Raw genomic sequence first — 21,456 nt, 5'->3', positions numbered from 1 at the left:
GCCTGCGTGATTGGTGAATGCTTTTTCAGGAGCCTGTTATGTTTGCTTCGACTGCCTCTGTAATGGGTGCCCGTGTATCGGGTACTGCCCGCCGGGCCAGCACGGTGCTGGTGACCTTGCTTGGCCTGCTGGCGCTGACGTTCTTCATCGGCCGGGTCATGCCGCTGGACCCCGTGCTGGCGGTAGTTGGCCCGGATGCCGACAGCTCCACCTACGACCAGGTATACCGGGCGATGGGCCTGGACAAACCGATCTGGGCCCAGTTCGGGCTGTACTTGAACGACTTGCTGCACGGTGATTTCGGCAATGCACTGCTCACCGGCCACCCAGTACTCGATGACATCAAGCGGGTGTTCCCGGCCACCATCGAGCTGGCAACGCTGGCCATTCTGTTTGGCGTGCTGATCGGTCTGCCACTGGGCGTGGTGGCTGCCAGCAATCAGGGGCGGGTCGGCGACCATGTCGCACGGGTCATTACCTTGTTCGGCTATTCCACGCCTATTTTCTGGGTCGGCATGATGGGCCTGCTGGTGTTCTACGCCTGGCTGGGTTGGGCGGGTGGCGCAGGGCGCATCGACCTGGCCTATGACGGCATGGTCGATGAGGTTACCGGCCTGCTGCTGATCGACACGGCGCTGGCGCGTGACTGGGAGGCCTTCACCAGCGCGTTGCGCCATATCGTTCTGCCGGCGTTGATCCTGGGCCTGAACTCGGTGGCCTACATCAGCCGCATGACCCGTAGCTTCATGCTTGAGCAGCTGTCACAGGAATACATCATCACCGCCAGGGTCAAGGGGTTGTCGCGGCGCCAGGTGGTCTGGAACCACGCGTTCCGCAATATCCTCGTGCAGTTGCTTACGGTGGTCGCCCTGGCCTATGGCTCGTTGCTGGAGGGGGCGGTGCTGATCGAAACCGTGTTTGCCTGGCCTGGCTTCGGCCAATACCTCACCAGCAGCCTGATGCTCGGTGACATGAACGCGGTGATGGGCTGCGTGTTGATCATCGGCCTGATTTTCGTCGCGCTCAACCTGATAAGCGACGCCCTGTACAAGGTGTTCGATCCAAGGACCCGCTAATTCCCGATCAGCGTGAACACATTGAATAACTATAAAAAAGGATGCGCCATGAAGACTGTATTCCCGCCGCTGCGTATGGCTTTGCTGGGCGCAGCGCTGCTGCTTGGCCCGCTCACTGTGGTGCAGGCGAAAACCCCTGGCGACCAGTTGATCGTCGGCATGAGCATGGTCAACCTGTTCTCCATCGACCCGGCCAACGCGCCCGGCCTGGATGCCTCCGGCATCAATGCCAACCTTTACGACACGCTTATCAAGCGCGACCAGGGCAATCCGGACAAGCACTTGCCACAACTGGCTGAACGCTGGGACGTCAGCGAAGACGGCAAGCAGATCACCTTCCACCTGCGCGGTGATGTCCTGTTCCATTCCGGCAACCCGCTCACTGCCGAAGATGTGGCCTGGTCACTGTACCGGGTGATGAAGCTCAACTATGGCCTGGCTACCACCTGGAAGGCCTACGGCTACAGTGTCGAAAACATTCAAAAGCTGATCCGTGCGACCGATAGCCATACCTTGGTGATCGACCTGCCGCAGCCGACCGACCCGTTGCTGGTGATCGACTCGCTGGCTGTGTCCCCCAGCGCTGTCGTGGTCGACCGCCAGCAAGTGCTCAAGCATGAGAAGAACGGTGACCTGGGCGCGGCCTGGCTGGTCACCAATGAGGCAGGCAGCGGGCCGTTCACCCTGACCAAGTGGAGCGCCAACGATGCGCTGGTGATGACCCGTTTCGACGGGTACTGGGCAGGCCCGGCGAAGATGAAGCGAGTGCTGGTCCGCCACATGACCGAGTCGCAGTCACTGCGCCTGATGCTCGAACGCGGTGACCTGGACCTGGCCTACGGTATGGCTGCGCCGGATATCAAGGCCATCGAGAGTTCCGACACACTCCAGGTGCAAGCGTTGCAGCGCGGCACCCTGTACTACGTGGCGATGAGCATGAAGCAGCCGGAGTTTGCCAACCGCAAAGTCCGCGAAGCGGTGCGTAACCTGATCGACTACCAGGGCCTGGACCAGCAGGTGATGCCGCATTACGGCAAGCTCAACCAGCAGCCGATGCAGCTAGGGCTCGAGGCCCGGTTGCCCGACCCTGGCTACAAGCTAGATGTCGCCAAAGCCAAGGCACTGCTGGCAGAGGCGGGCTACCCACAAGGTTTCAATACAACCATTCGCACGCTGTCCGAACCTCCCTTCATTGATATCGCCGCACGTATGCAGTCGACCCTGGCTGAAGGTGGTATCAAGGCCACTATCGTCACCGGTACCGGCAACCAGGTGTATGGCGCCATGCGCGCGCGCAACTTTGAGATGATCGTGGCGCGGGGCGCCGAGCGTTATCCGCACCCGTATTTCAGCCTGCGCACCTTCGTCTACAACCCCGACAACAGTGACAGTGCTGGCCTGCCCAACTTCCAGGGCTGGCGAGCGTCGTTCTTCAGCCCCCCGCTGAATGACCTGATCGACCGGGTGGGGGGCGAGCGCGATGCGGCCAAACGCCTGGCCATGTACCAGCAGGCGCAGAAACTGTACGACGACGAGGTGGGGCCGATCATGATGATTTCGCAGATGACCGACACCGCCGTAAGCGCAGCCGACGTCAAGGGTTTCACTGGCGACGACGCCGAAGCCACCCGCTACCTCGGCGTCTACAAGCAACGTTGAGTACCGTCCGGGGGCTCACGGGTACCCCGAGCGGCCATGACTCCACATCGAGAACTTGCCGATGATTGCCAACATATCTTCTACCGAATCTACCGCCAAGCGGCAGGCCGATGCCCCGGCGTCCAGCCTTGAGGCCCTTGGCAAAAGCAGCCTGCGGGTGTTGCGCCTGCTGGTCCGCAACCCTATGACCCTGGCGGGCTTGCTGGTGGCCTTGCTGCTGGTCGTGGTAGCGGCGTTCGCGCCGTGGATCGCCACCCACGACCCGGTCATCCAGAACCTCGCCAACGCCTTGCAGGCACCCAGTGCCGCGCACTGGTTCGGTACCGACGAATACGGCCGGGATATCTTCAGCCGGCTGGTCTATGGCGCGCGTATCACCCTCTACATCATCGCCCTGGTGACGGTCATCGTCGGCCCGATCGGCCTGTTCATCGGCACGGTATCGGGCTACTTCGGCGGCATTGTCGATACCGTGTTCATGCGCGTCACCGACATTTTCATTTCGTTCCCCAGCCTGGTACTGGCGCTGGCCTTCATTGCCGCATTGGGCCCTGGCCTTGAGCATGCGGTGGTGGCTATTGCGTTAACCTCCTGGCCACCGATCGCACGGCTGGCCCGGGCCGAAACCCTGTCGCTGCGCAAGGCCGACTTCGTGGTGGCGGTCGAACTGCAGGGCGCGTCTTCGACACGCATCATCCTGCGCCATATCGTGCCGATGTGCCTGTCGTCGGTGATCATCCGCCTGACCATGAACATGGCCGGCATCATCCTTACCGCGGCGGCGCTGGGCTTCCTCGGGCTAGGGGCGCAGGCGCCATTGCCGGAGTGGGGGGCGATGATCTCCACGGGGAGGCGCTACATGCTCGAGTGCTGGTGGCTGGTAGCCGTACCCGGTGCGGCAATCATGTTGGTGAGCCTGGCGTTCAACCTGCTGGGCGATGGCCTGCGGGACATTCTCGACCCGCGTAGCGAGTAACCGGAGGCTTTATGTCAGCAGTCAAACTCAATGTTGAATCGCTCAATGTGCGCTTCGTCAACGGCAAGAAAGTGATGCACGCGGTGCGTGATGTGTCCTTCACCCTGGGCCGGGAAAAGCTCGCCATCGTGGGTGAATCCGGTTCGGGCAAGTCCACTGTGGGCCGCAGCTTGCTCAAGCTGCACCCCGGCAGCGCGCAGATCACCGCAAAGGCCCTGCAGTTCGGCGATGTCGACCTGCTCAGTGCCAGCGAAAAGACCATGCAGAAAATTCGCGGCCAGCGCATCTCGATGATCATGCAAGACCCCAAGTATTCGCTCAACCCGGTGGTGCGGGTGGGTGACCAGATTGCCGAGGCGTACCTGGCGCACCACAAGGCCAGCCGCAACGACGCCCGTGAGCGGGTGCTGCAGATGCTCGACAAGGTGCATATCCGCGACCCGAAGCGCGTCTACGATCTTTATCCGCATGAGGTGAGCGGCGGCATGGGCCAGCGCATCATGATCGCGATGATGGTCATCACCAGCCCGGAAGTGATCATCGCTGACGAGCCGACCTCGGCGCTGGATGTTTCGGTGCGCCAGCAGGTGCTCAACGTGCTCGAAGAGCTGGTGGTGGAGCAGCAGATGGGGCTGATCTTCGTTAGCCACGACCTGAACCTGGTGCGCAATTACTGTGACCGGGTGCTGGTGATGTACGCCGGGCGCGTGGTGGAGTCGCTGGCTGCCAGTGACCTGCACCGTGCCGAACACCCCTACACCCGAGGCCTGCTGGCCGCTTTGCCAAGCATGGACAACCGCCGCCCGCGTTTGCCCGTGTTGCAACGCGACCCCCTGTGGCTCTCCTGCTGAGGTAACTGACCATGTCCATGATCCAAGCACACGCATTGAACCTGAGTTTTGGCGTTGGCGCCACGCTCAACCAGGTGCTGCACAATGTCGACCTGAGTGTCGAAGATGGCGAGTCATTTGGCCTGGTGGGGGAGTCTGGTTCTGGCAAGACCACGGTGTTGCGCTGCCTGGCCGGCCAGTACCGGCACTGGAGCGGAGCCCTGAGCATTGACGGCGTGCCGTTGCAACACAAGCTCCCCAAGGAGCACTTTCGCAAGGTGCAGATGGTGTTCCAGGACCCCTATGGTTCGCTGCACCCGCGCCATACCATCGACACTGCACTGCGCGAGCCGCTGGTGATCCACGGCATGGATGAGCGCAACGATCGCATCAACGACATCCTCGTCAAGGTAGGCCTCAACGACAGCTACCGTTACCGCTACCCGCACCAGCTGTCCGGTGGCCAGCGTCAGCGCGTGGCTATCGCCCGGGCGTTGATTCTTGAGCCTAGGGTGCTGTTGCTCGATGAGCCCACGTCGGCGCTGGATGTGTCGGTGCAGGCAGAAATTCTCAACCTGTTGTCCGACCTGCGTCAGCGCGAGAAGCTCACCTACCTGATGGTGACGCACGACCTGGGCGTGGTCAGCCATCTGTGTGACAAGGTCGCGGTGATGCAGCAGGGGCGTATCGTCGAGCAACTGGACTGCCAGGCACTGAGCCAGGACCAGGCCACCCACGATTACACACGAATGCTGGTGCAAGCCAGCCGTGACTTCAGCGCAGATCGTGCCCCGGCCATGTCGGCCTGAACCCGGCAATTACAAGGAAGATAAGAAGATGCTGAATGCCAACCTTGCGCCCGCTTCGCGGGTGCGTGCTGCCGTGGTTGCCCTGGCCATGGGCAGCAGCTTGCCGCTGTGGGCCGTAGAGGCACCTGCAAAGGTCCAGGTGCCGACGCTGGCCTACGACGACCGGCAGATCATCCTGGTATGGGAAAAGCCCGCCAGCCATGCCGAGATCGTCGACTACCACGTGTACGCCAATGGCCGGTTGCTGGGTGCAAGCAACGCCAACAACGAGCAGGTGTCACCGGCCAAACCGTACATCGACCGGTTTTACGAGCAGGACCTGCACAACTTCCACCACCGCATCGCCATTCACAGCTTCACCGCCCAAGGGCTTGCCCCCGATACCGAGTACCACTTCACCGTGCGCTCGGTCGATCGCAATGGCAAGGAGTCTGCTGACAGCCCCGTGGTTGTGCAGCGAACCACGGCCATACCGGCGCTGTTCAACGTGCAGCGCTACGGTGCCAAGGGCGATGGCAAGGCGCTCGACACGGCTGCCATTCAGCGTGCCATCGATGCTTGCAGCAAGGGCTGCAAGGTGTTGCTGCCTGCCGGCACGTACAAGAGCGGGGCGCTCTACCTCAAGAGCGACATGACCCTGGAAATCGCCGAGGGCGCTACCCTGTTAGGTTCCGAGCGTGCCGAGGACTACCCGCGCCAGGGCTATATCCAGTACCCGTATTCCACCACCGTGCGTCCGGCCTCGCTGATCAATGCCTTGCCGCGCGACCCGCGTGCGTATCAAGCCTTCGAGAATATCCGCATCGTCGGCAAGGGCATCATCGACGGCAATGGCTGGAAGCGTAACCCGGATGTGCTCGACGAGCGCGGGCAAGCCTTGCCCTTCTACCTGCCCAGCGACAACAGCCGCTACATGCACGATGGCGTGCTGGCCAAGGCTCAGGTGGAGCGGGCGGTGGCCGAGGGCATGAATGTCAAGGACGCCTACGGTCAGATGCGTTCCTCGCTGATTACCCTGCGCAATGTGAAAAACGTGTTCTATGGTGGCTTCACGGTGGTCAACCCGGCCTACCACGGCATCATGAACCTGGAGACGCAGAATGTGGTGCTGGCTAACACCACGCACCGTACCTACGACGCCAACAACGGCGACGGTATCGAGTTTGCCAACAGCCGCGGTGCCCTGGTGTTCAACAACTTCTTCGACACCGGAGACGACTGCGTCAACTTCGCCGCTGGCACCGGGGCGGATGCGGTCCACCAGAAGGCGCAGGAGGAGGCCTGGATCTTCAACAACTATTTCCGCAAAGGCCATGGCATGGTCGTGGCGGGCAGCCATACCGGCGCGTGGATTCAGCACATCCTGGCCGAGGACAACGTCTCCGATGGCACCGATGCCGGGCTGCGCATGAAAAGCACCAACTTCATGGGCGGCGGCGCACGCCACGTCACTTTCCGTGATTCGGCCATCCGCAATACGGCAAAACAGGCCTTCATCTTCACCCTGGATTACAACGACCCGAATGCCAAGCTCGATTACAAGCGCTCGGCGGTGGCGGGGCAGTTCCGGGATATCACGGTCAGCGACGTAAGCGTGGAAAACGCCCGCACCGCTGCCATCGAGGTGAAGGGCGATAGCAGCCATGGCGCCTGGCATCAGGGCCTGGTGTTTGAACGAGTGCGCTTTCGCGGGCCAGCCCCGGTGAAGATCGATGGCCTGAAGGACTCGCGTTTCGACGGGCTTCGCTTCACTGACACCGGGGGTGCCAACCCTTGGCAGGTGCAGGGCAGCCAAGGGCTTGTCTATACGGACGTAGAGCCCGCGCCGGGGCCTCAGGCCTCGCTGTAGAATGCCTGTAGCCGTTGCGCCTCACGCAGGCGCATACGGCTGTTGCTCAGGTGCAGGTACATGGCGGCGCGCGCCGCATCCACCTGGCGGCTGGCGATGGCGTCGTAGATCTGCTGATGTTCGGCGTTGATACCGGCCAGGTAGGTACTGCGGTTGCTCTGCCCGGTATAGGCAGAGTTCATGCGCGTGCGGGGGATCATCTTGGTGCCCAGGTGCTTCATGATATCGATCAGGTACTGGTTACCCGCGGCCTTGGCAATTTTCAGGTGAAACTGGAAGTCGGCGTTGGTCGTGCTGCCGGATTTTTCCGGGCCTTGCATCAGGGCTTCCAAGGCTTGCTGCAGTTCTTCGAGTGCCTGTGGCGTGGCCCGTTCGGCGGCCATGCCGGCGGCTTGTACTTCAAGGCTTAGGCGATATTCCAGCAGGTCGAGCACATCGGACAGCAGGCTGATGGTTGCCGGCCCCACGTTGAAGCTCTCCGGTGCCGGCATGTCCAGCACGAAGGTGCCCACGCCGTGGCGGGTCTCGACCAGGCCCGCTGCCTGCATGCGCGACAACGCTTCGCGTACTACCGAGCGGCTGACGCCTTCGGTTTCGATCAGTGTGGCTTCGGTCGGCAGCTTGTCACCACGCTTGAGCGTGCCCTCACGCATGCGTTGGGCGAAGCGCTCGACCAGTGCTTCGGCCAGGCGGCGAGGCTGTTGAGGGGGGCTGGCGGTCGGGTTCGGCATTACTGTGCTCTTGTGTTGGCAGCGGGCAGTATAGTGCGTTTTGGCCCCGGGCAGCGGGTATACTCCGGGATCTTCCGCTTAGCAAAGGTTCGCCCAATGGCTTCTGCCACCCCGGAAAAACGCCTGAATCTCGCCCAGCAACTGGTGCATGACCTGTCGCAGCAGATTCTCTCGGGCGAATTGCCAGCGGGAAGCAAATTGCCCACCGAAGAAGCCGTGACCAAAGCGCGTGGCGTAAGCCGTACCGTGGTGCGCGAAGCCATGTCACGGTTGCAGGCCGAAGGCCTGGTAGAAACCCGCCGTGGTATCGGCACCTTCGTTGTAGACGCCATCCCGGCAGGTGACTTCCAGAGTGCCAACCCTGGAATGGGGGGCGCATACAACGAGGTGGCGATCATCGAGCTGCGGCTTTGCCTTGAAGTCGAGGCGGCTGCCATTGCTGCCCAGCGTGCCACCTCAGAGCAACTGGCTGCCATGCGGGCGGCGCTGGATGGGAGTGTCGCTACGCAGTCTGCACCCTGCATGCGTACCGACTTCGAGTTTCACCTGCAGATAGCCCAATGCACGGGCAACAGCTTTTTCATCGACACCATGACCCATCTTGGGCATACCTTGTTGGCTGCGGCCCAGCAAGCAGTGCCGGGGGGCGATACCGAGCAACGGGCACTGGAGGCGCGGGAGCGTGAGCAAGTGCATGCCGCGATTACCCGCAAGGACGCCGGTGCTGCTCGCGCTGCCATGCGGCTGCACTTGGTCAACTGCCTGACACGCGCCCAGCGAGCGGTCAGCGGGTGTCCGAAATCAGATCGAACATCAATTGCCTGAGCCACCGGTTGGCCGGGTCCTTGATGTACCGTCTGTGCCAGAACAGGTTGATCTCGATGTTCGGCAACTCCACGGGTGGTGGCAGTAAGTGATGATTTGCAGGGCGACCTGAACCGGGCCAGTTGTTGGGGGGGCAGGCGCAGGCTGCTTGATGGCTTGGGGCGGTGGCTGGCCTCACAGCGCATCCCGCGCCTTGCCCCGATACACCCGCAGCACATCCGCCATCACCGCCAGCGCGATCTCCGCTGGCGCCTTGCTGCCCAGGTCCAGCCCAATAGGCATGTGCAGCCGTTCTATCTGCTTGTCGGTCAGCCCGCCAATCCGCTGCAGCCGCTCGGCGCGACGGGCTGACGTGGCCGCCGAACCCATGGCGCCTATATAGAACGCTGGGGTATTCACCGCCTCCATCAATGCCAGGTCATCGATCTTCGGATCATGCGTCAGCGCCACAATGGCGGTAGCCGCATGGCAACCACCCGCAGCAATGAACAGCGAAGGCAGCACCCGATGCATCTGTGCGCCCTCGATTTCGACGTGCGCCATCTCCTCGCGCGGGTCGCAGGCGATGACCTCGCAGCCCAGTCGAAAAAGCCGCGCAATGGCTCAATGTCTGTGGCAGTGTTGGGTATCTGGCCAGCCCCACAGGGACCGACATGCAAACTCGCAAAACCGGTGTTCGCGCCCAGCAGGCCGACCGCACCCGGGACAATATTCTCAAGGCCGCAGTGAAGGTCTTCAGCAAGGAAGGCTTCACTGGTGGGCGCATCGAGCAGATCTCCACACTGGCCAAGTCCAACGACCGGATGATCTATTACTACTTCGGCAGCAAGGAAAAGCTGTTCATCAGTGTGCTGGAGCACATCTATGCCAGCTTCAACCAGGCCGAAGCGAAGCTGCGCCTCGACCTCGCCGACCCTGAGCAGGCCCTGCGCGAGCTGGTGGCGTTTATCTGGGACTATTATGTGCGCCACCCCGAATTCGTCACCATCCTCGCCACCGAAAACCTTCACCAGGGCTTGCACGCGCGCAAGTCGCAAAACCTCAGGGCGCTGTCCGGCGAAGCGGTCGGCGTGCTGCGGCCGATCATCGAGGCCGGACAAGCAAAGGGCCTGTTCCGCGACGATATCTGCATTACCCACGCCTACCTGATGATTGCCTCGCTCTGCTACTTCTATAACTCCAACCGCCATACGCTCAGCTCGTTCCTGGCCGTGGACCTGGCCGACAAGCAGGCCAAGGCCGATTGGCTGGCCTTCATCAGTGACCTTGCGCTGCGCGGCTTGCGCCGCTGAGCCTCAGTGGCTGCCAGGGTTGGCGCGTACCTGCGCAGCCTTGGACGCCAGCCCTTGCCAGGCCGGTTTGTCGGCGGCAAAACGATGGCGCAGGTAGGCCGCGAGGTCGGCTACCTGGCGGTCCGACAGGCTGTCCTTGAAACCGGGCATGTAGCCCAGGTCGCGGGTTGCCGGGGTCGGAATGCCGTGCAGCACCACGCGCAGCAGGTTGTCCGGCAGGTCACTATGGACGTTGCTGTTGACCGCCATCGACGGGCTGACGCCAAACAGCTTCGGCCCCAGCCCATCACTGTGGCAGGCCAGGCATGCACCTTTGAATACCCGCTCGCCGTTGCTCAGCGACACTGGCGAGTCCACCTGAGGCGCGGCATTGGCGGCCAGTGCCTGCGGCTCGCCATCCAGGGAGCTGAGGTAGTGGGCGATGGCGCGCACGTCGCTTTTTGGCAGGGTGGCAAGCTCACTGACCACCGGGCCCATGGGGCCGGCCGCCACGCCATGTTTTTCGGAGAAGCCAGTGCTGAGGTAGTTGAACAACTCGTCTTCGCTCCACGGCGTCGATGACTTGGCCAAGGCATTCAAGGCCGGGGCCTCCCAGCCATCGACCATGCCGCCGGCAAGGTAGCTGCTACCGCCTTTTTCTGCGCCCATCAGGTTGCGCGGCGAATGGCAGGCCGTGCAGTGGCCCAGGCCGTCGACCAGGTAGGCACCGCGGTTCCACTGTGCGCTGCGCTGCGGGTCGGGCTGGTATTCGCCGCGTTGCAGAAACAGCGCATTCCAGCCGGCCATCAGCGCCCGCTGGTTGAACGGGAAGCGCATCTGGTTGGCGGGCGCTTCCTGGCGTACCGGGGTCTGCGACATCAGGTAGGCATACAGCGCTTGCATGTCGGCGTCGTTGATGTTGCGAAACGAGGTGTAGGGAAACGCCGGGTACAGGTGCCGGCCATCGCGGCTGATACCTTCGCGCATGGCCCGCTCGAAGGCGGCGAAGGACCAGCGGCCGATACCGGTTTCTGGGTCGGGGGTAATATTGGTGCTGTACAACGTGCCAAAAGGCGTACCCATTGCCAGCCCCCCGGCATTGACCTTGCCGCCGCCGACCGTATGGCACACGGCGCAGTCGCCGGCCGCCGCCACCTGGCGCCCGCGCTCGAGCATGGCGGCGCTCCAGCTGCCGACACCCGGTGGCGTTACCGGGGCGATTTCGGCGCGCCAGGGCAAGGCGGTGGCAAGCATGCCCAATGCGGCGCCGAACACCCCGGCCAGCGAGCCGAACCACCACTTCGAACGCTTGGTTGACGGCTGCGCTGGCGCGGGTGCATCTGGCCCTTGGCCTTCGCCACCGAGCGCAGCGCGCACGCGTTCGGCAGTGATCGGCAGCTCGCGAAAACGAATGCCGGTGGCGTCGAAAATGGCATTGGCGATGGCCGCTGCGCTGGGTACCGAGGCTGACTCGCCACTGCCCATTGGCGACTCGTGCTGGCGCGGCAGCATCATTACGTCGATAGCTGGCACCTCGGGGAAGGTCAGGATCGGATAGCCGCCCCATTCCTTGCTCACCACCGTCGACTCTTCGAAGCTGACCTGCTCCTTGAGCGCCCGGCTGGTGGACTGGATGACGTTGCCGTGGATCTGGTGACGCACACCCTCGGGGTTGACCATCATCCCGGCATCGTGGCCGATCACCACGCGGGTGACGGCCACTTCGCCTGTGCGCCGGTCGACTGCGACATCAGCCACCCAGGCTGCCCAGGCCGCGCCGAAGCCGGGAAACTTACTGTGGATATAGCGCGCATAGGCAAAACCCCGGCCGCGCAGCACATCACCTTCGGCCTGTGTCTGCATGGGCCGGGTATGCGGCTGCCATTGCGCGCGTTCAGCGGTGGCTTTGACCAGGTCGATGGCGCGTGGGTCGGACAGGTGCTTGAGGCGATATTCGACCGGGTCGACGCCAGCGGCGAAGGCCAGCTCATCAATGTACGACTCGTGGGCGAAGCTGTTGGGCATGGCCGACACCCCCCGCATCCACGAGGCGCGCACCAGTGGCGTCATGTCATTGATGGTGACGCGCATGTGTTCGTAATCGTAAGGCGGGATCGACGTGCGATCGCCCATCTCGAACAGCGCCGGCACCGGTTCCACGGCACCGGTCAGCAGCAGGGCCAGGGTGGGCGCGCCATTGGACGGGTAGCTGGTCTGGAAGTCATAGGCGGCCACGCTGCCATCGGCGTTCAGGCCGCCGTCGATTTCCATCAGCTGCGCGGTGCCCTTGGGCTCCCACACGTGTTCCTGTTCGCGGGTCAGCTGCACCCGCACCGGGCGCTGCACCGCACGTGACAGCAGCACCGCGTCGGCGCACACGTCATCGGCGCAGTTGCGGCCATAACAGCCGGCTGCCTCCATGCGAATGATCTCGATGCGTGCTTCGTCGCACGCCAGCAGCCAGGCCAGGTCTGCGCGCAGCAGGTGCGGGTTCTGCGTACCTGACCACACGCGGATCTGCCCTGCGGTGAAGTCGGCCAGCGCACATGATGGGCCGATCGATGCGTGCAGTTGGTACGGCCACAGGTAGCTGCGGCTCAGGCGCTGGCTGGCATTGGCGATGCCGCCGTCGACATCGCCCTGGTCCAGCACGGTGCGCTGCACGCGCGGGTTGTCGCGGATGGCCTGGGCGACATCGCTAAGGTCGGGCAGCTTGCCTGTGAATGGCTTCCAGCTGATTTTCAGCTCATGGGCTGCACGGATGGCTTGCTCTTCGCGCTCTGCCACCACGCCGACGAAGTCGCGGATGACCACCACGGCGACCACGCCGGGTAGATGGGCGATGGAGGATTCATCCACCGCCAGCAGGCTGTTGCCGACAAAGTCGCCGCTGTCATGGCCGGCATAGGGCGGGCGGATGACCCGACCGTGAAGCATGTCGGGCAGGCGCATGTCGTGCACATAGGTCAGCTCGCCGGTGGCCTTGCCTGGGATGTCTACCCGTGCGGCGCTGCGTCCGACCAGGCGGTAGTCCTCGATGGCCTTGAGTCGGGCGTCCTCGGCAATGTGCAGCCGGTGGTTCTCACCTTGCACCAGTTCGGCAAAGCTCAGCGTGCTGCCGTTACTGGCGATAACCGTGCCGTCTTCAATGCGCAGCATTTCGGGCGGGCAGCCAAGGCGTAGGGCGGCCTGTTGCAACAGATAGCGTCGCGCTGTGGCTGCGGCCTTGCGCAGCGGTACCGCGGAAATCTGCAGGGTGGCGCTGGCAATGGTCGCGCCCTGGTTGGGTGCCCGCTCGGTGTCGCCCAGCACCATGTGCACCTGGTCCATGCGCAGGTCCAGCTCTTCGGCGACGATTTGCGCCAGCGAGGTGCGGATGCCAGTGCCCAGGTCGACATGGCCATTGAAGGCGTAGACCATGCCGTCGTCGCTGACCGCGATGAACAACGCCAGCTCACGTTCCTTGGCTGGAGGCGTCACGCCTTTGGCCACAGGGCCTGAGGGTGGGGTGATCTGGTCGACGATCAGCAACACGCCGGTCTTGGCCAACAGTTGGTCGCGGCTGGGCACCTGTTGTGAGTGGTTCATGGCTTTCTCCGGGTCTCGGCAGCGCGGCGCACGGCGCGCAGGATTTCGACGTGGGTGCCACAGCGGCACAGGTTGCCGGACAGCTCATTGCGAATCTGTTCGTCGCTGGGCTCGGGAATGCGGTCGAGCAGGGCCTTGGCGGTCATGATCATGCCGTTCATGCAGTAACCACACTGGGCCGCCTGCTCGTCGATGAACGCCTGTTGCACGGGGTGCGGCGCGGCCTTGCTGCCCAGCCCTTCGAGGGTGGTGATATTGCGGCCGGCGGCGCCGGCCAAGGGGATGACGCAGGAGCGGGCGGCCACGCCATCGATGATCACCGTACACGCCCCACACTCGCCCAGGCCGCAGCCGTACTTGGGGCCGTTCAGGGACAGGTCGTTGCGCAGGATCAGCAGCAGTGGGGTGTCAGGCATGGCGCTGACTTCGACGGGCTGGCCGTTGACCTGCAGGGAGATGGTTGTTTGCATTATTGGCTCATCTCTGAAGGTTGCTTGCGCTACCAAAGGACTCAAATGACGCGAGCGTTTCGGTAAGTACTCACTACATGAAATGAGTGAGCAAGAAGCAGGCCAGGGATGAATTTGCAGAGCGCTGTGGTGGGGGCAGGGAGGAAGATTGTCGGCGTCTGGGAAATCGAGCGCCCGCGCGGCGCATCGCGCTTTGCCGAACCCCCGATGTGTGTGTAGGAGCGGGTTTACCCGCGAATACGGTGGCGGCGGCAACGGTGATCGGCGGGTGGAGATTGGCCAGCAGGGCCGGCCCTTTCGCGGGTGAGCCCGCGCCTACGGCGGCCTGTGTCCAACCACCGATGCGTGTCCAATGTGAGCGAGCTTGCTCGCTATGTGCTCGATCTCTCAGGCCGCGTATCTGTGACGGCCACTGCGGCAGTCACAACAAATTTCAGCCCGCGTTTTCGTCGCTGTCGATCATCTTGCGCAGCAAGTACAAAATGGCTACACGTTCGCCGGCATTCAAGCTGCCCATGCTCAGTTCGCTGATCTGCCGGGCGCAGGGGATCATTGCATCGAGCAAGGCCGCGCCGCTTTCGGTGAGTTCGACGATGACCTTGCGCCGGTCGCCTGGGTCTGGCGAAAGCTGCACCAGCTCACGCGCCTTCAGGCGCTCGACGATGCCGCGGATGGTTGCCTGGTCCACCGCGGTGGCCTTGATCAGTTCGGCCTGGGAGCTGGGGCCGTGGTCGCGCAGGGCGCACAGGGTGACGAACTGGATCGAGGTAAGCTGCGGGTCGCAGGCCTGCTGCTGGAAAATCGCCGTGTGCCGTTGGTAGGCCTTGCGCAGCAAGTGCCCGACCTGTTCGGTAACGTCGTAGGGGGTGTTGTCGAGCGGGGCGCTGCTGGGGGTGGTTTTTTTCGACATAGGATGGCTTGGGCTGGGTGGAAAGAGGCTGGCCGGCCGCCAATAGCGGAGCGCCCGGCCAGTATAACCCCTATCGCGCTCGCGACTCCTCTGGTGCAACCACGTCGCCGGCCAGCACTACCGCCTTGTCATCCAGGTAGATATCGCAGTTGCGCAGCGGGATGTCCAGGTGGCACGGGGTCTTGCGCTTGCCACCGACCTCGGTGTTGGGGCCAGTGGAGAACAGGAAGTTGCCGTAGAACGCACGGGCATCCATGCACATGCCGTCGTTGCGGTCGTGCAGGCCCATGGCCGTCCATTGCGCGCGCGGCTGCAGGCCCCAGCCGATGTGCGAGATGCCGTATACCTCGGGGTCGTTGAAGTACTTCATGTAGTCACGCAGGTACTCGGCCTCGAAGCCGCCATGTATGCCGGTGATGAAGCCTTTTTCGATTTCCAGGGTGATGCGCTCGCGGCAATAGTTCTTGAACGGCAGGATGATGTCGCCCACGTCCAGCACCAGCGTGCCCTCGGCGCTGTCCTCGTTCGGCCAGGTGAACAGAAAGCCGCTGGGCCAGTGGTCCCAGCGCCCCGGTTCGTCGGCATAGCCGTACTCAGTCACGGCCGGGTACTGGCCGAGCGGGGCGTGGAAGTCGCTACCGGCCTTGGACCGCACATGCAGGCTGCGCGCCTGTTTCAACAGGGTTTCGGCAGCCAGCACCCGGCGTTTGTCGTCTTCGGTCGGCAGCATGCGCGCCAGCACCTCGGGTGGCTCCACGGCCAGCAGGATGCGCGTGCCGGTCTTGAGAATCTGCTCCTGCTCGGGTGAGTGCAGCAGCATCATGGTGTCGACGACCAGGTCGGCTGCTTCCAGCGCCCGCTGCGCCGCCAGGTTGCCGGTCAGCGCGGTGTCGCCGCAGTAGGCCGTCATGTCGTTGCCCATGGCGGTCGGGTGGTTGAACGCCGGCAGCTCTACCGCATACACCTTGGCCTTCAAACGCTGGGCGGCCTCCATGGCGGCGTTGACCGTGCGCGGGTCGGAGTAGTGGCTCTTGAGCACGGCCACGCTCTGCGTTTCGTCCACGCGAGACAGCTTCAGTACGTGCTCGAACATCTGGGTCAGTTGTGCATTGCTCACCGGCATCGGGGTTCTCCTGGGTGGCGTTGACAGGGGCGCACCATGGCAGTGCCTGGTGCTTCATCTCGGTGCAAAATAATAGTGTGTACACCCTACTTTTGCAGATGAAAACGCATCCTGCCAGCGAGCGCAAGTTATCTGTTCAAACGTTACATATCCACACATCACCCAGTATTTACGGTAACAATAAGCCGAGTGTTGTTTCGATCAGCTGTTTGAAAAATATTTTCAGCGGGCTCTTTTCAAAGGTCATTTATAGCGTATACGCTCTAAATCGTCAGGCGGTTGAACCGCTGGCCACCTATCAGAACAAGAGGAGACATACCCATGCGGGGTAGGCAGAAAATCGCAATCGTCGGTGCAGGTCTGGGTGGGGCAGCCGCCGCCACGTTGCTGCAACAGGCCGGGTTCGATGTCGAGGTATTCGAACAGGCTCCGGCGTTCACCCGCCTGGGCGCGGGCATTCATATCGGCCCTAACGTGATGAAAATCTTCCGCCGCATGGGGCTGGAGCAGAAGCTGGAGCTGATGGGCTCGCACCCGGACTTCTGGTTCAGCCGCGACGGCAATACCGGTGATTACCTGTCGCGCATTCCGCTGGGCGAGTTTGCCCGCCGCGAATACGGCGCCGCTTACATCACCATCCACCGTGGCGACCTGCACGCCCTGCAGATCGAGGCCATCCAGCCGGGCACCGTGCACTTCGGCAAGCGCCTGGAAAAGATCGTCGACGAAGGTGACCAGGTGCGCCTGGACTTCGCCGACGGCACCCACACCGTGGCCGACATCGTCATTGGGGCCGACGGCATCCATTCGAAGATCCGTGAAGCGTTGCTGGGGGCTGAAGCGCCGATCTACAGCGGCTGGGTCGCGCACCGTGCACTGATTCGCGGGGTGAACCTGGCACCGCATGCCGATGTGTTCGAGCCCTGCGTCAAATGGTGGTCCGAAGACCGCCACATGATGGTCTACTACACCACCGGCAAGCGCGACGAGTATTACTTCGTCACCGGCGTGCCACATGAAGCCTGGGACTTCCAGGGTGCGTTCGTCGACAGCAGCCAGGAAGAAATGCGCGCAGCCTTCGAAGGCTACCACCCCACCGTACAGAAGCTGATCGACGCTACCGAATCGATTACCAAGTGGCCGCTGCGCAACCGCAACCCATTGCCGTTGTGGAGCCGTGGCCGCCTGGTGCTGCTGGGCGACGCCTGCCACCCGATGAAACCGCACATGGCCCAGGGCGCGTGCATGGCCATCGAGGACGCGGCCATGCTGACCCGCTGCCTGCAGGAGACCGGGTTGTCCGACCACCGCACGGCGTTCGCCCTCTACGAGGCCAACCGTAAAGAGCGGGCATCGCAGGTGCAATCGGTATCCAACGCCAACACCTGGCTCTACACCCAGGAAGACCCAGCCTGGGTTTACGGCTACGACCTCTATGGGCAGCAGCTTGAAAGCGGGGAGGCGGCATGAGCACCTTCGTCGCTGGCGGTAACGTGAGCGCCAATGGCATCCGCCAGCATTACCTGCGCTATGGCGGCAAGGGCCATGCGCTGATCCTGGTGCCGGGCATCACCAGCCCAGCGATCACCTGGGGCTTTGTTGCCGAGCGCCTTGGGCAGTATTTCGACACCTATGTGCTGGATGTGCGCGGGCGCGGCTTGTCTTCAAGCGGCCCCGAACTGGACTACGGCACCGACGCTTGTGCTGCTGATATTCCCGCCTTTGCCGCCGCGCTGGGCCTGGATGGCTACCATCTTGTCGGGCACTCGATGGGGGCGCGTTTTGCCATCCGCGCTGCCGCCCAAGGGGCACCGGGACTGCAGCGGCTGGTGCTGGTCGACCCACCGGTGTCCGGTCCGGGCCGCCGCGCCTACCCGAGCAAGTTGCCGTGGTACGTCGATTCGATCCGCCAAGCCACGGTTGGCATGAGCGGCGATGACATGCGCGCCTTCTGCGCCACCTGGAGCGACGCGCAGCTGGCCCTGCGTGCCGAGTGGCTGCACACCTGCTACGAGCCGGCGATCGTGCGGGCCTTCGACGATTTCCACGAGGTCGATATCCACCAGTACCTGCCCGCAGTGCGCCAGCCGGCATTGCTGATGGTGGCTGGGCGGGGGGGAGTGATCGAGCCCCGTGACATTGCTGAAATGCGCGAGCTAAAGCCGGATATCCAGGTCGCGTACGTGGACAACGCCGGCCACATGATTCCCTGGGATGACCTGGACGGTTTCTTCGCCGCCTTTGGCGACTTCCTCGACCACCCCCTCGTCTGACGGAGCACGAGACATGACCCAGCTATACCGCATCGGCCAGATCGTGCCGAGTTCGAACACCACCATGGAAACCGAAATTCCGGCGATGCTCAACGCACGCCAGGCGATCCGCCCCGAGCGGTTCACCTTCCATTCCAGCCGCATGCGCATGAAGCAGGTGAAGAAGGAAGAACTGGCCGCGATGGACGCCGAGTCCGACCGCTGCGCAGTGGAGCTGTCTGACGCCAAGGTCGATGTGCTGGGCTATGCCTGCCTTGTGGCGATCATGGCCATGGGGCTGGGCTATCACCGCCAATCTGAAAAGCGCCTGCAGCAGGCCACCGCCGACAATGATGCGCTGGCACCGGTGATCACCAGCGCCGGGGCGCTGGTCGAGGCCTTGCATGTGATGAAGGCCAAGCGCATTGCCATCGTCGCACCGTACATGAAGCCGCTGACCGAGCTGGTGGTGAACTACATCCGCGAGGAAGGCTTCGAGGTGCAGGACTGGCGCGCGCTGGAAATCCCCGACAACCTCGCCGTGGCCCGTCACGACCCGGCCAACCTGCCGGGCATCGTCGCCGGCATGGACCTTGAAGGCGTCGATGTGGTGGTGCTGTCGGCGTGCGTGCAGATGCAATCGCTGCCGGCAGTGGCCAAGGTCGAGGCGCAAACCGGCAAGCCGGTGGTCACCGCTGCAATCGCGACCACCTACGCCATGCTCAAGGCGCTGGACCTGGAGCCGATCGTGCCGGGCGCCGGTGCCTTGCTGTCGGGCGCCTACTGAAATCGGGAGACGGACATGAGCGACGCACAAAGCGCCCGTGACAACTACCAGGGCGTGTGGGGCCAGCGCATCGGCTTTGGCCGCAAGCCGGCCCTGCTGATGATCGACTTCATGCAGGGCTACACCACCCCGGGCGCACCGCTGTACGCCCCGGGCGTGGTCGCAGCGGTCGAGCAGGCCGCCGGCCTGCTGGCGCTGGCCCGCGACTGCGGTACCTTGGTGGTGCATACCAACATCCGTTACCAGCCGCCGCATTTTGCTGACGGCGGCGTGTGGGTGCGCAAGGCGCCGGTGATGAAGGACATGGTCGAAGGCAACCCGCTGGCAGCCTTTTGCGAGGCCGTTGCGCCACAGGCAGGGGAGGTGGTGCTGAGCAAGCAGTACGCCAGCGCTTTCTTCGCCACCAGCCTGGCCCCGCTGCTGCATGCACAGGGGGTAGATACCGTGGTGCTGGCTGGCTGCTCGACCAGCGGCTGCATCCGCGCCAGTGCGGTGGATGCCATGCAGCACGGGTTTCGAACCATCGTGGTGCGCGAGTGTGTCGGTGACCGCCACAGCGACCCGCACGAAGCCAACCTGTTCGACATCGACAGCAAGTACGGCGATGTCGTCACCCGGCAGGATGCCATGCAGCAACTCAGGCACCTGGCCGGCTGAACGCCGGGCAGCGCCTATCCAATAACAATCAAGGACCGGTGCGGGAAGCCCGTCCATGACCGCCTGCTGTCCGGGTGGTCGCCCCGCAGGAGCACTCGGGGTCTTCAGGCGCTGTCCAGGCTCGCCGCGTAGAATGCGCGGCGTGCCCGGCGCGTCGAAAACTGCTGGCCTTAAAACAACCACAAAGTCGCCCGCCAGGAGACAGGAAATGCCAATTGCGAATGCAACCACGGTCCACAGTGACATCGACCATGGCACGAAAGCGCTGTACAGCAAGATCACCTGGAGGCTCATCCCCTTCTTGTGTTTCTGCTACCTCGCAGCTTATCTGGACCGCATCAATGTCGGCTTCGCCAAGCTGCAGATGCTCGAAGACCTGCAGTTCAGCACAGCGGCCTATGGCCTGGGTGCAGGGCTGTTCTTCGTCGGCTACATCATCTTCGAAGTGCCGAGTAACCTGATCCTGCAGCGCGTTGGCGCCAAGCTGTGGATCGCCCGCATCATGATCACCTGGGGCCTGCTGTCGGCCTGCACCCTGTTCGTCACCAGCACCACCCAGTTCTATATCCTGCGTTTCCTGCTGGGTGCGGCCGAGGCCGGCTTCCTGCCAGGCGTGTTGTACTACCTGACCATGTGGTACCCCACCTATCGCCGCGGGCGCATCATTGCCCTGTTCATGATCGGGCTGCCGTTGTCGAGCGTGATTGGCGGGCCGATTTCTGGCTGGATCATGGGGCATTTCGACCAGGTTCAAGGTTTGCATGGGTGGCAGTGGCTGTTCCTGCTGGAGGCGATCCCCAGCGTTTTGCTCGGCATCCTCACGTTCTGGGCATTGCCTAACCATTTTCAGCAGGCCAAGTGGCTGTCGGCTGACGACAAGGCACAACTGGCGGCAGACCTGGCCGCCGACGATGCCGAGGGCAAGGACAGCAAACACAGCTTCCGCGATGGCTTCTTCAACCTTAAGGTGTGGATGCTCGGTGGTATCGACTTTTCGATCCTGCTCAGCGCCTATGCGATGGGCTTCTGGATGCCGACCTTCATCCGCGATGCGGGCGTCAGCGACACCTTCCATATCGGCCTGCTCACGGCCATTCCAAGCTTGGCCGCGCTGGCCGGCATGCTCATGATCGGGGCCAGCTCCGACCGCCACCGCGAGCGCCGCTGGCACATCATCGTGCCGTTCATCATTGGTGCAATCGCCATGGCCAGCAGCACCTTGTTCAGCCAGAACCTGGTGATGACCGTGGTGCTGTTCGCCATTGCCTCGGCGGCGATCATCGGCGCGGTGCCGGTGTTCTTCAGCCTGCCGGCGACCTTCCTCAAAGGCACCGCAGCCGCCACCGGCTTTGCCCTGGCCTGTTCGGTAGCCAACATCGCCGGCCTGGTGAGCAACTCACTGATGGGCGTGGTCACCGACCTCACCGGCACCTCGCACGCTGCGCTGTGGGTGTTTGCCGGCTGCCTGATCCTCAGCTGCTTCCTGGTCATCGCCTTGCCGGCCAAGCTGGTCAACCGCTAGCGGCCCAGCGCTTCACGCAACGGCAGGGCAGGCGGGCCGGGGGCCCGCCGGCCGACCTCTCTCGATGCAACCCGCACGCCGGTGGCCATGCAGTGCCGCCGCGCCGGGTTGCTGTTGCCCA

General features: G+C 63.3%; 18 protein-coding genes and 2 pseudogenes. 13 read left to right on the top strand and 7 right to left on the bottom strand.

Annotation, left to right across the window (positions count from 1 at the left end; all coding sequences use genetic code 11):
* Nucleotides 1-62: 62 nt before the first annotated feature.
* The 6 genes from AC3WLP_RS01630 (at nt 63) to AC3WLP_RS01605 (ending at nt 7,199) form a co-directional block, all read left to right on the top strand.
* Nucleotides 63-1,076: an ABC transporter permease gene (locus AC3WLP_RS01630; protein WP_017148229.1), complete on the top strand. Its 1,014-nt coding sequence runs from the start codon at nt 63-65 to the stop codon at nt 1,074-1,076.
* A gap of 48 nt (nt 1,077-1,124) precedes the next feature.
* On the top strand, nt 1,125-2,735 hold the full coding sequence (locus tag AC3WLP_RS01625; RefSeq protein WP_017148230.1) for an ABC transporter substrate-binding protein: 1,611 nt from the start codon (nt 1,125-1,127) through the stop codon (nt 2,733-2,735).
* A 61-nt stretch (nt 2,736-2,796) separates the two neighbouring features.
* Nucleotides 2,797-3,711 (top strand): ABC transporter permease, encoded by a 915-nt coding sequence (locus tag AC3WLP_RS01620; RefSeq protein ID WP_012051864.1) that lies wholly within the window; start codon nt 2,797-2,799, stop codon nt 3,709-3,711.
* An 11-nt stretch (nt 3,712-3,722) separates the two neighbouring features.
* Nucleotides 3,723-4,562 (top strand): ABC transporter ATP-binding protein, encoded by an 840-nt coding sequence (locus tag AC3WLP_RS01615; RefSeq protein WP_012051865.1) that lies wholly within the window; start codon nt 3,723-3,725, stop codon nt 4,560-4,562.
* A gap of 11 nt (nt 4,563-4,573) precedes the next feature.
* A complete protein-coding gene (locus tag AC3WLP_RS01610; protein WP_012051866.1) occupies nt 4,574-5,350 on the top strand; it encodes an ABC transporter ATP-binding protein in 777 nt (258 codons plus the stop codon).
* 28 nt (nt 5,351-5,378) lie between these two features.
* The gene (locus AC3WLP_RS01605; protein WP_088512477.1) at nt 5,379-7,199 is read left to right on the top strand and encodes a glycosyl hydrolase family 28 protein; all 1,821 of its coding nucleotides are present in this window, start codon (nt 5,379-5,381) and stop codon (nt 7,197-7,199) included.
* On the opposite strand, the gene AC3WLP_RS01600 is transcribed toward AC3WLP_RS01605, so the two are convergent.
* A complete protein-coding gene (locus AC3WLP_RS01600; protein ID WP_012051868.1) occupies nt 7,184-7,930 on the bottom strand; it encodes a FadR/GntR family transcriptional regulator in 747 nt (248 codons plus the stop codon). The genes AC3WLP_RS01605 and AC3WLP_RS01600 overlap by 16 nt on opposite strands.
* 96 nt (nt 7,931-8,026) lie before the next feature.
* On the opposite strand from AC3WLP_RS01600, the gene AC3WLP_RS01595 reads away from it, so the two are divergent.
* The gene (locus AC3WLP_RS01595; RefSeq protein WP_014756033.1) at nt 8,027-8,755 is read left to right on the top strand and encodes a FadR/GntR family transcriptional regulator; all 729 of its coding nucleotides are present in this window, start codon (nt 8,027-8,029) and stop codon (nt 8,753-8,755) included.
* Here the strand turns inward: AC3WLP_RS01595 and AC3WLP_RS01590 are convergent.
* Together AC3WLP_RS01590 and AC3WLP_RS01585 are read right to left on the bottom strand one after the other, a co-directional pair.
* Nucleotides 8,715-8,840, bottom strand: a pseudogene (locus AC3WLP_RS01590) (LysR family transcriptional regulator); the annotation flags it as partial. The gene AC3WLP_RS01595 and the pseudogene AC3WLP_RS01590 overlap by 41 nt on opposite strands.
* A gap of 89 nt (nt 8,841-8,929) precedes the next feature.
* Nucleotides 8,930-9,337, bottom strand: a pseudogene (locus AC3WLP_RS01585) (XdhC family protein); the annotation flags it as partial.
* 71 nt (nt 9,338-9,408) lie between these two features.
* Between AC3WLP_RS01585 and AC3WLP_RS01580 the strand changes: the two are divergent.
* Nucleotides 9,409-10,047 (top strand): TetR/AcrR family transcriptional regulator, encoded by a 639-nt coding sequence (locus AC3WLP_RS01580; protein ID WP_012051871.1) that lies wholly within the window; start codon nt 9,409-9,411, stop codon nt 10,045-10,047.
* 3 nt (nt 10,048-10,050) lie between these two features.
* Here the strand turns inward: AC3WLP_RS01580 and AC3WLP_RS01575 are convergent, their stop codons facing one another.
* From AC3WLP_RS01575 to AC3WLP_RS01560, 4 genes are all read right to left on the bottom strand, one after another.
* Nucleotides 10,051-13,614, bottom strand: coding sequence for a molybdopterin cofactor-binding domain-containing protein (locus AC3WLP_RS01575; RefSeq protein WP_088512476.1), 3,564 nt, complete (start codon nt 13,612-13,614; stop codon nt 10,051-10,053).
* Complete coding sequence (locus AC3WLP_RS01570) at nt 13,611-14,084, bottom strand: (2Fe-2S)-binding protein (RefSeq protein ID WP_088512475.1); 474 nt, start codon at nt 14,082-14,084, stop codon at nt 13,611-13,613. Before AC3WLP_RS01570 ends, AC3WLP_RS01575 begins: the two co-directional genes overlap by 4 nt.
* Nucleotides 14,085-14,517: 433 nt before the next feature.
* Complete coding sequence (locus tag AC3WLP_RS01565; protein ID WP_003251120.1) at nt 14,518-14,994, bottom strand: MarR family winged helix-turn-helix transcriptional regulator; 477 nt, start codon at nt 14,992-14,994, stop codon at nt 14,518-14,520.
* Between the two features lie 70 nt (nt 14,995-15,064).
* The gene (locus AC3WLP_RS01560) at nt 15,065-16,117 is read right to left on the bottom strand and encodes a 2,5-dihydroxypyridine 5,6-dioxygenase (RefSeq protein WP_004577272.1); all 1,053 of its coding nucleotides are present in this window, start codon (nt 16,115-16,117) and stop codon (nt 15,065-15,067) included.
* A gap of 321 nt (nt 16,118-16,438) precedes the next feature.
* On the opposite strand from AC3WLP_RS01560, the gene nicC reads away from it, so the two are divergent.
* The 5 genes from nicC (at nt 16,439) to AC3WLP_RS01535 (ending at nt 21,335) form a co-directional block, all read left to right on the top strand.
* Nucleotides 16,439-17,587 carry a 6-hydroxynicotinate 3-monooxygenase gene (gene nicC, locus AC3WLP_RS01555; RefSeq protein ID WP_014756037.1) on the top strand — a complete coding sequence of 383 codons (1,149 nt, stop codon included), beginning with the start codon at nt 16,439-16,441 and terminating at the stop codon, nt 17,585-17,587.
* The gene (gene nicD, locus AC3WLP_RS01550) at nt 17,584-18,390 is read left to right on the top strand and encodes an N-formylmaleamate deformylase (RefSeq protein ID WP_014756038.1); all 807 of its coding nucleotides are present in this window, start codon (nt 17,584-17,586) and stop codon (nt 18,388-18,390) included. The genes nicC and nicD overlap by 4 nt, the downstream gene beginning before the upstream one ends.
* 13 nt (nt 18,391-18,403) lie before the next feature.
* A complete protein-coding gene (locus AC3WLP_RS01545) occupies nt 18,404-19,156 on the top strand; it encodes a maleate isomerase (protein ID WP_003251112.1) in 753 nt (250 codons plus the stop codon).
* A 15-nt stretch (nt 19,157-19,171) separates the two neighbouring features.
* Nucleotides 19,172-19,813 (top strand): N-carbamoylsarcosine amidohydrolase, encoded by a 642-nt coding sequence (locus AC3WLP_RS01540; protein WP_003251109.1) that lies wholly within the window; start codon nt 19,172-19,174, stop codon nt 19,811-19,813.
* A gap of 208 nt (nt 19,814-20,021) precedes the next feature.
* Entirely contained in the window at nt 20,022-21,335 is a 1,314-nt protein-coding gene (locus AC3WLP_RS01535) for an MFS transporter (RefSeq protein ID WP_014756040.1), read from the top strand.
* The last annotated feature ends 121 nt before the right edge of the window (nt 21,336-21,456 follow it).

This window comes from Pseudomonas sp. FW305-E2, assembly GCF_058782925.1.
Note: the sequence above shows the minus strand (reverse complement) of the source record. Positions and strands in the feature narration are given on the sequence as shown.

Bases quoted from the DNA above. Each gene is read 5' to 3' on its own strand.
- AC3WLP_RS01630 (WP_017148229.1), top strand. From the start codon at position 63: ATGGGTGCCCGTGTATCGGGTACTGCCCGCCGGGCCAGCACGGTGCTG.
- nicD (WP_014756038.1), top strand. From the start codon at position 17,584: ATGAGCACCTTCGTCGCTGGCGGTAACGTGAGCGCCAATGGCATCCGC.
- AC3WLP_RS01575 (WP_088512476.1), bottom strand. From the start codon at position 13,614: ATGAACCACTCACAACAGGTGCCCAGCCGCGACCAACTGTTGGCCAAG.
- nicC (WP_014756037.1), top strand. From the start codon at position 16,439: ATGCGGGGTAGGCAGAAAATCGCAATCGTCGGTGCAGGTCTGGGTGGG.
- AC3WLP_RS01535 (WP_014756040.1), top strand. From the start codon at position 20,022: ATGCCAATTGCGAATGCAACCACGGTCCACAGTGACATCGACCATGGC.
- AC3WLP_RS01595 (WP_014756033.1), top strand. From the start codon at position 8,027: ATGGCTTCTGCCACCCCGGAAAAACGCCTGAATCTCGCCCAGCAACTG.
- AC3WLP_RS01600 (WP_012051868.1), bottom strand. From the start codon at position 7,930: ATGCCGAACCCGACCGCCAGCCCCCCTCAACAGCCTCGCCGCCTGGCC.
- AC3WLP_RS01605 (WP_088512477.1), top strand. From the start codon at position 5,379: ATGCTGAATGCCAACCTTGCGCCCGCTTCGCGGGTGCGTGCTGCCGTG.
- AC3WLP_RS01620 (WP_012051864.1), top strand. From the start codon at position 2,797: ATGATTGCCAACATATCTTCTACCGAATCTACCGCCAAGCGGCAGGCC.
- AC3WLP_RS01560 (WP_004577272.1), bottom strand. From the start codon at position 16,117: ATGCCGGTGAGCAATGCACAACTGACCCAGATGTTCGAGCACGTACTG.
- AC3WLP_RS01580 (WP_012051871.1), top strand. From the start codon at position 9,409: ATGCAAACTCGCAAAACCGGTGTTCGCGCCCAGCAGGCCGACCGCACC.
- AC3WLP_RS01545 (WP_003251112.1), top strand. From the start codon at position 18,404: ATGACCCAGCTATACCGCATCGGCCAGATCGTGCCGAGTTCGAACACC.
- AC3WLP_RS01570 (WP_088512475.1), bottom strand. From the start codon at position 14,084: ATGCAAACAACCATCTCCCTGCAGGTCAACGGCCAGCCCGTCGAAGTC.
- AC3WLP_RS01625 (WP_017148230.1), top strand. From the start codon at position 1,125: ATGAAGACTGTATTCCCGCCGCTGCGTATGGCTTTGCTGGGCGCAGCG.
- AC3WLP_RS01565 (WP_003251120.1), bottom strand. From the start codon at position 14,994: ATGTCGAAAAAAACCACCCCCAGCAGCGCCCCGCTCGACAACACCCCC.
- AC3WLP_RS01610 (WP_012051866.1), top strand. From the start codon at position 4,574: ATGTCCATGATCCAAGCACACGCATTGAACCTGAGTTTTGGCGTTGGC.
- AC3WLP_RS01540 (WP_003251109.1), top strand. From the start codon at position 19,172: ATGAGCGACGCACAAAGCGCCCGTGACAACTACCAGGGCGTGTGGGGC.
- AC3WLP_RS01615 (WP_012051865.1), top strand. From the start codon at position 3,723: ATGTCAGCAGTCAAACTCAATGTTGAATCGCTCAATGTGCGCTTCGTC.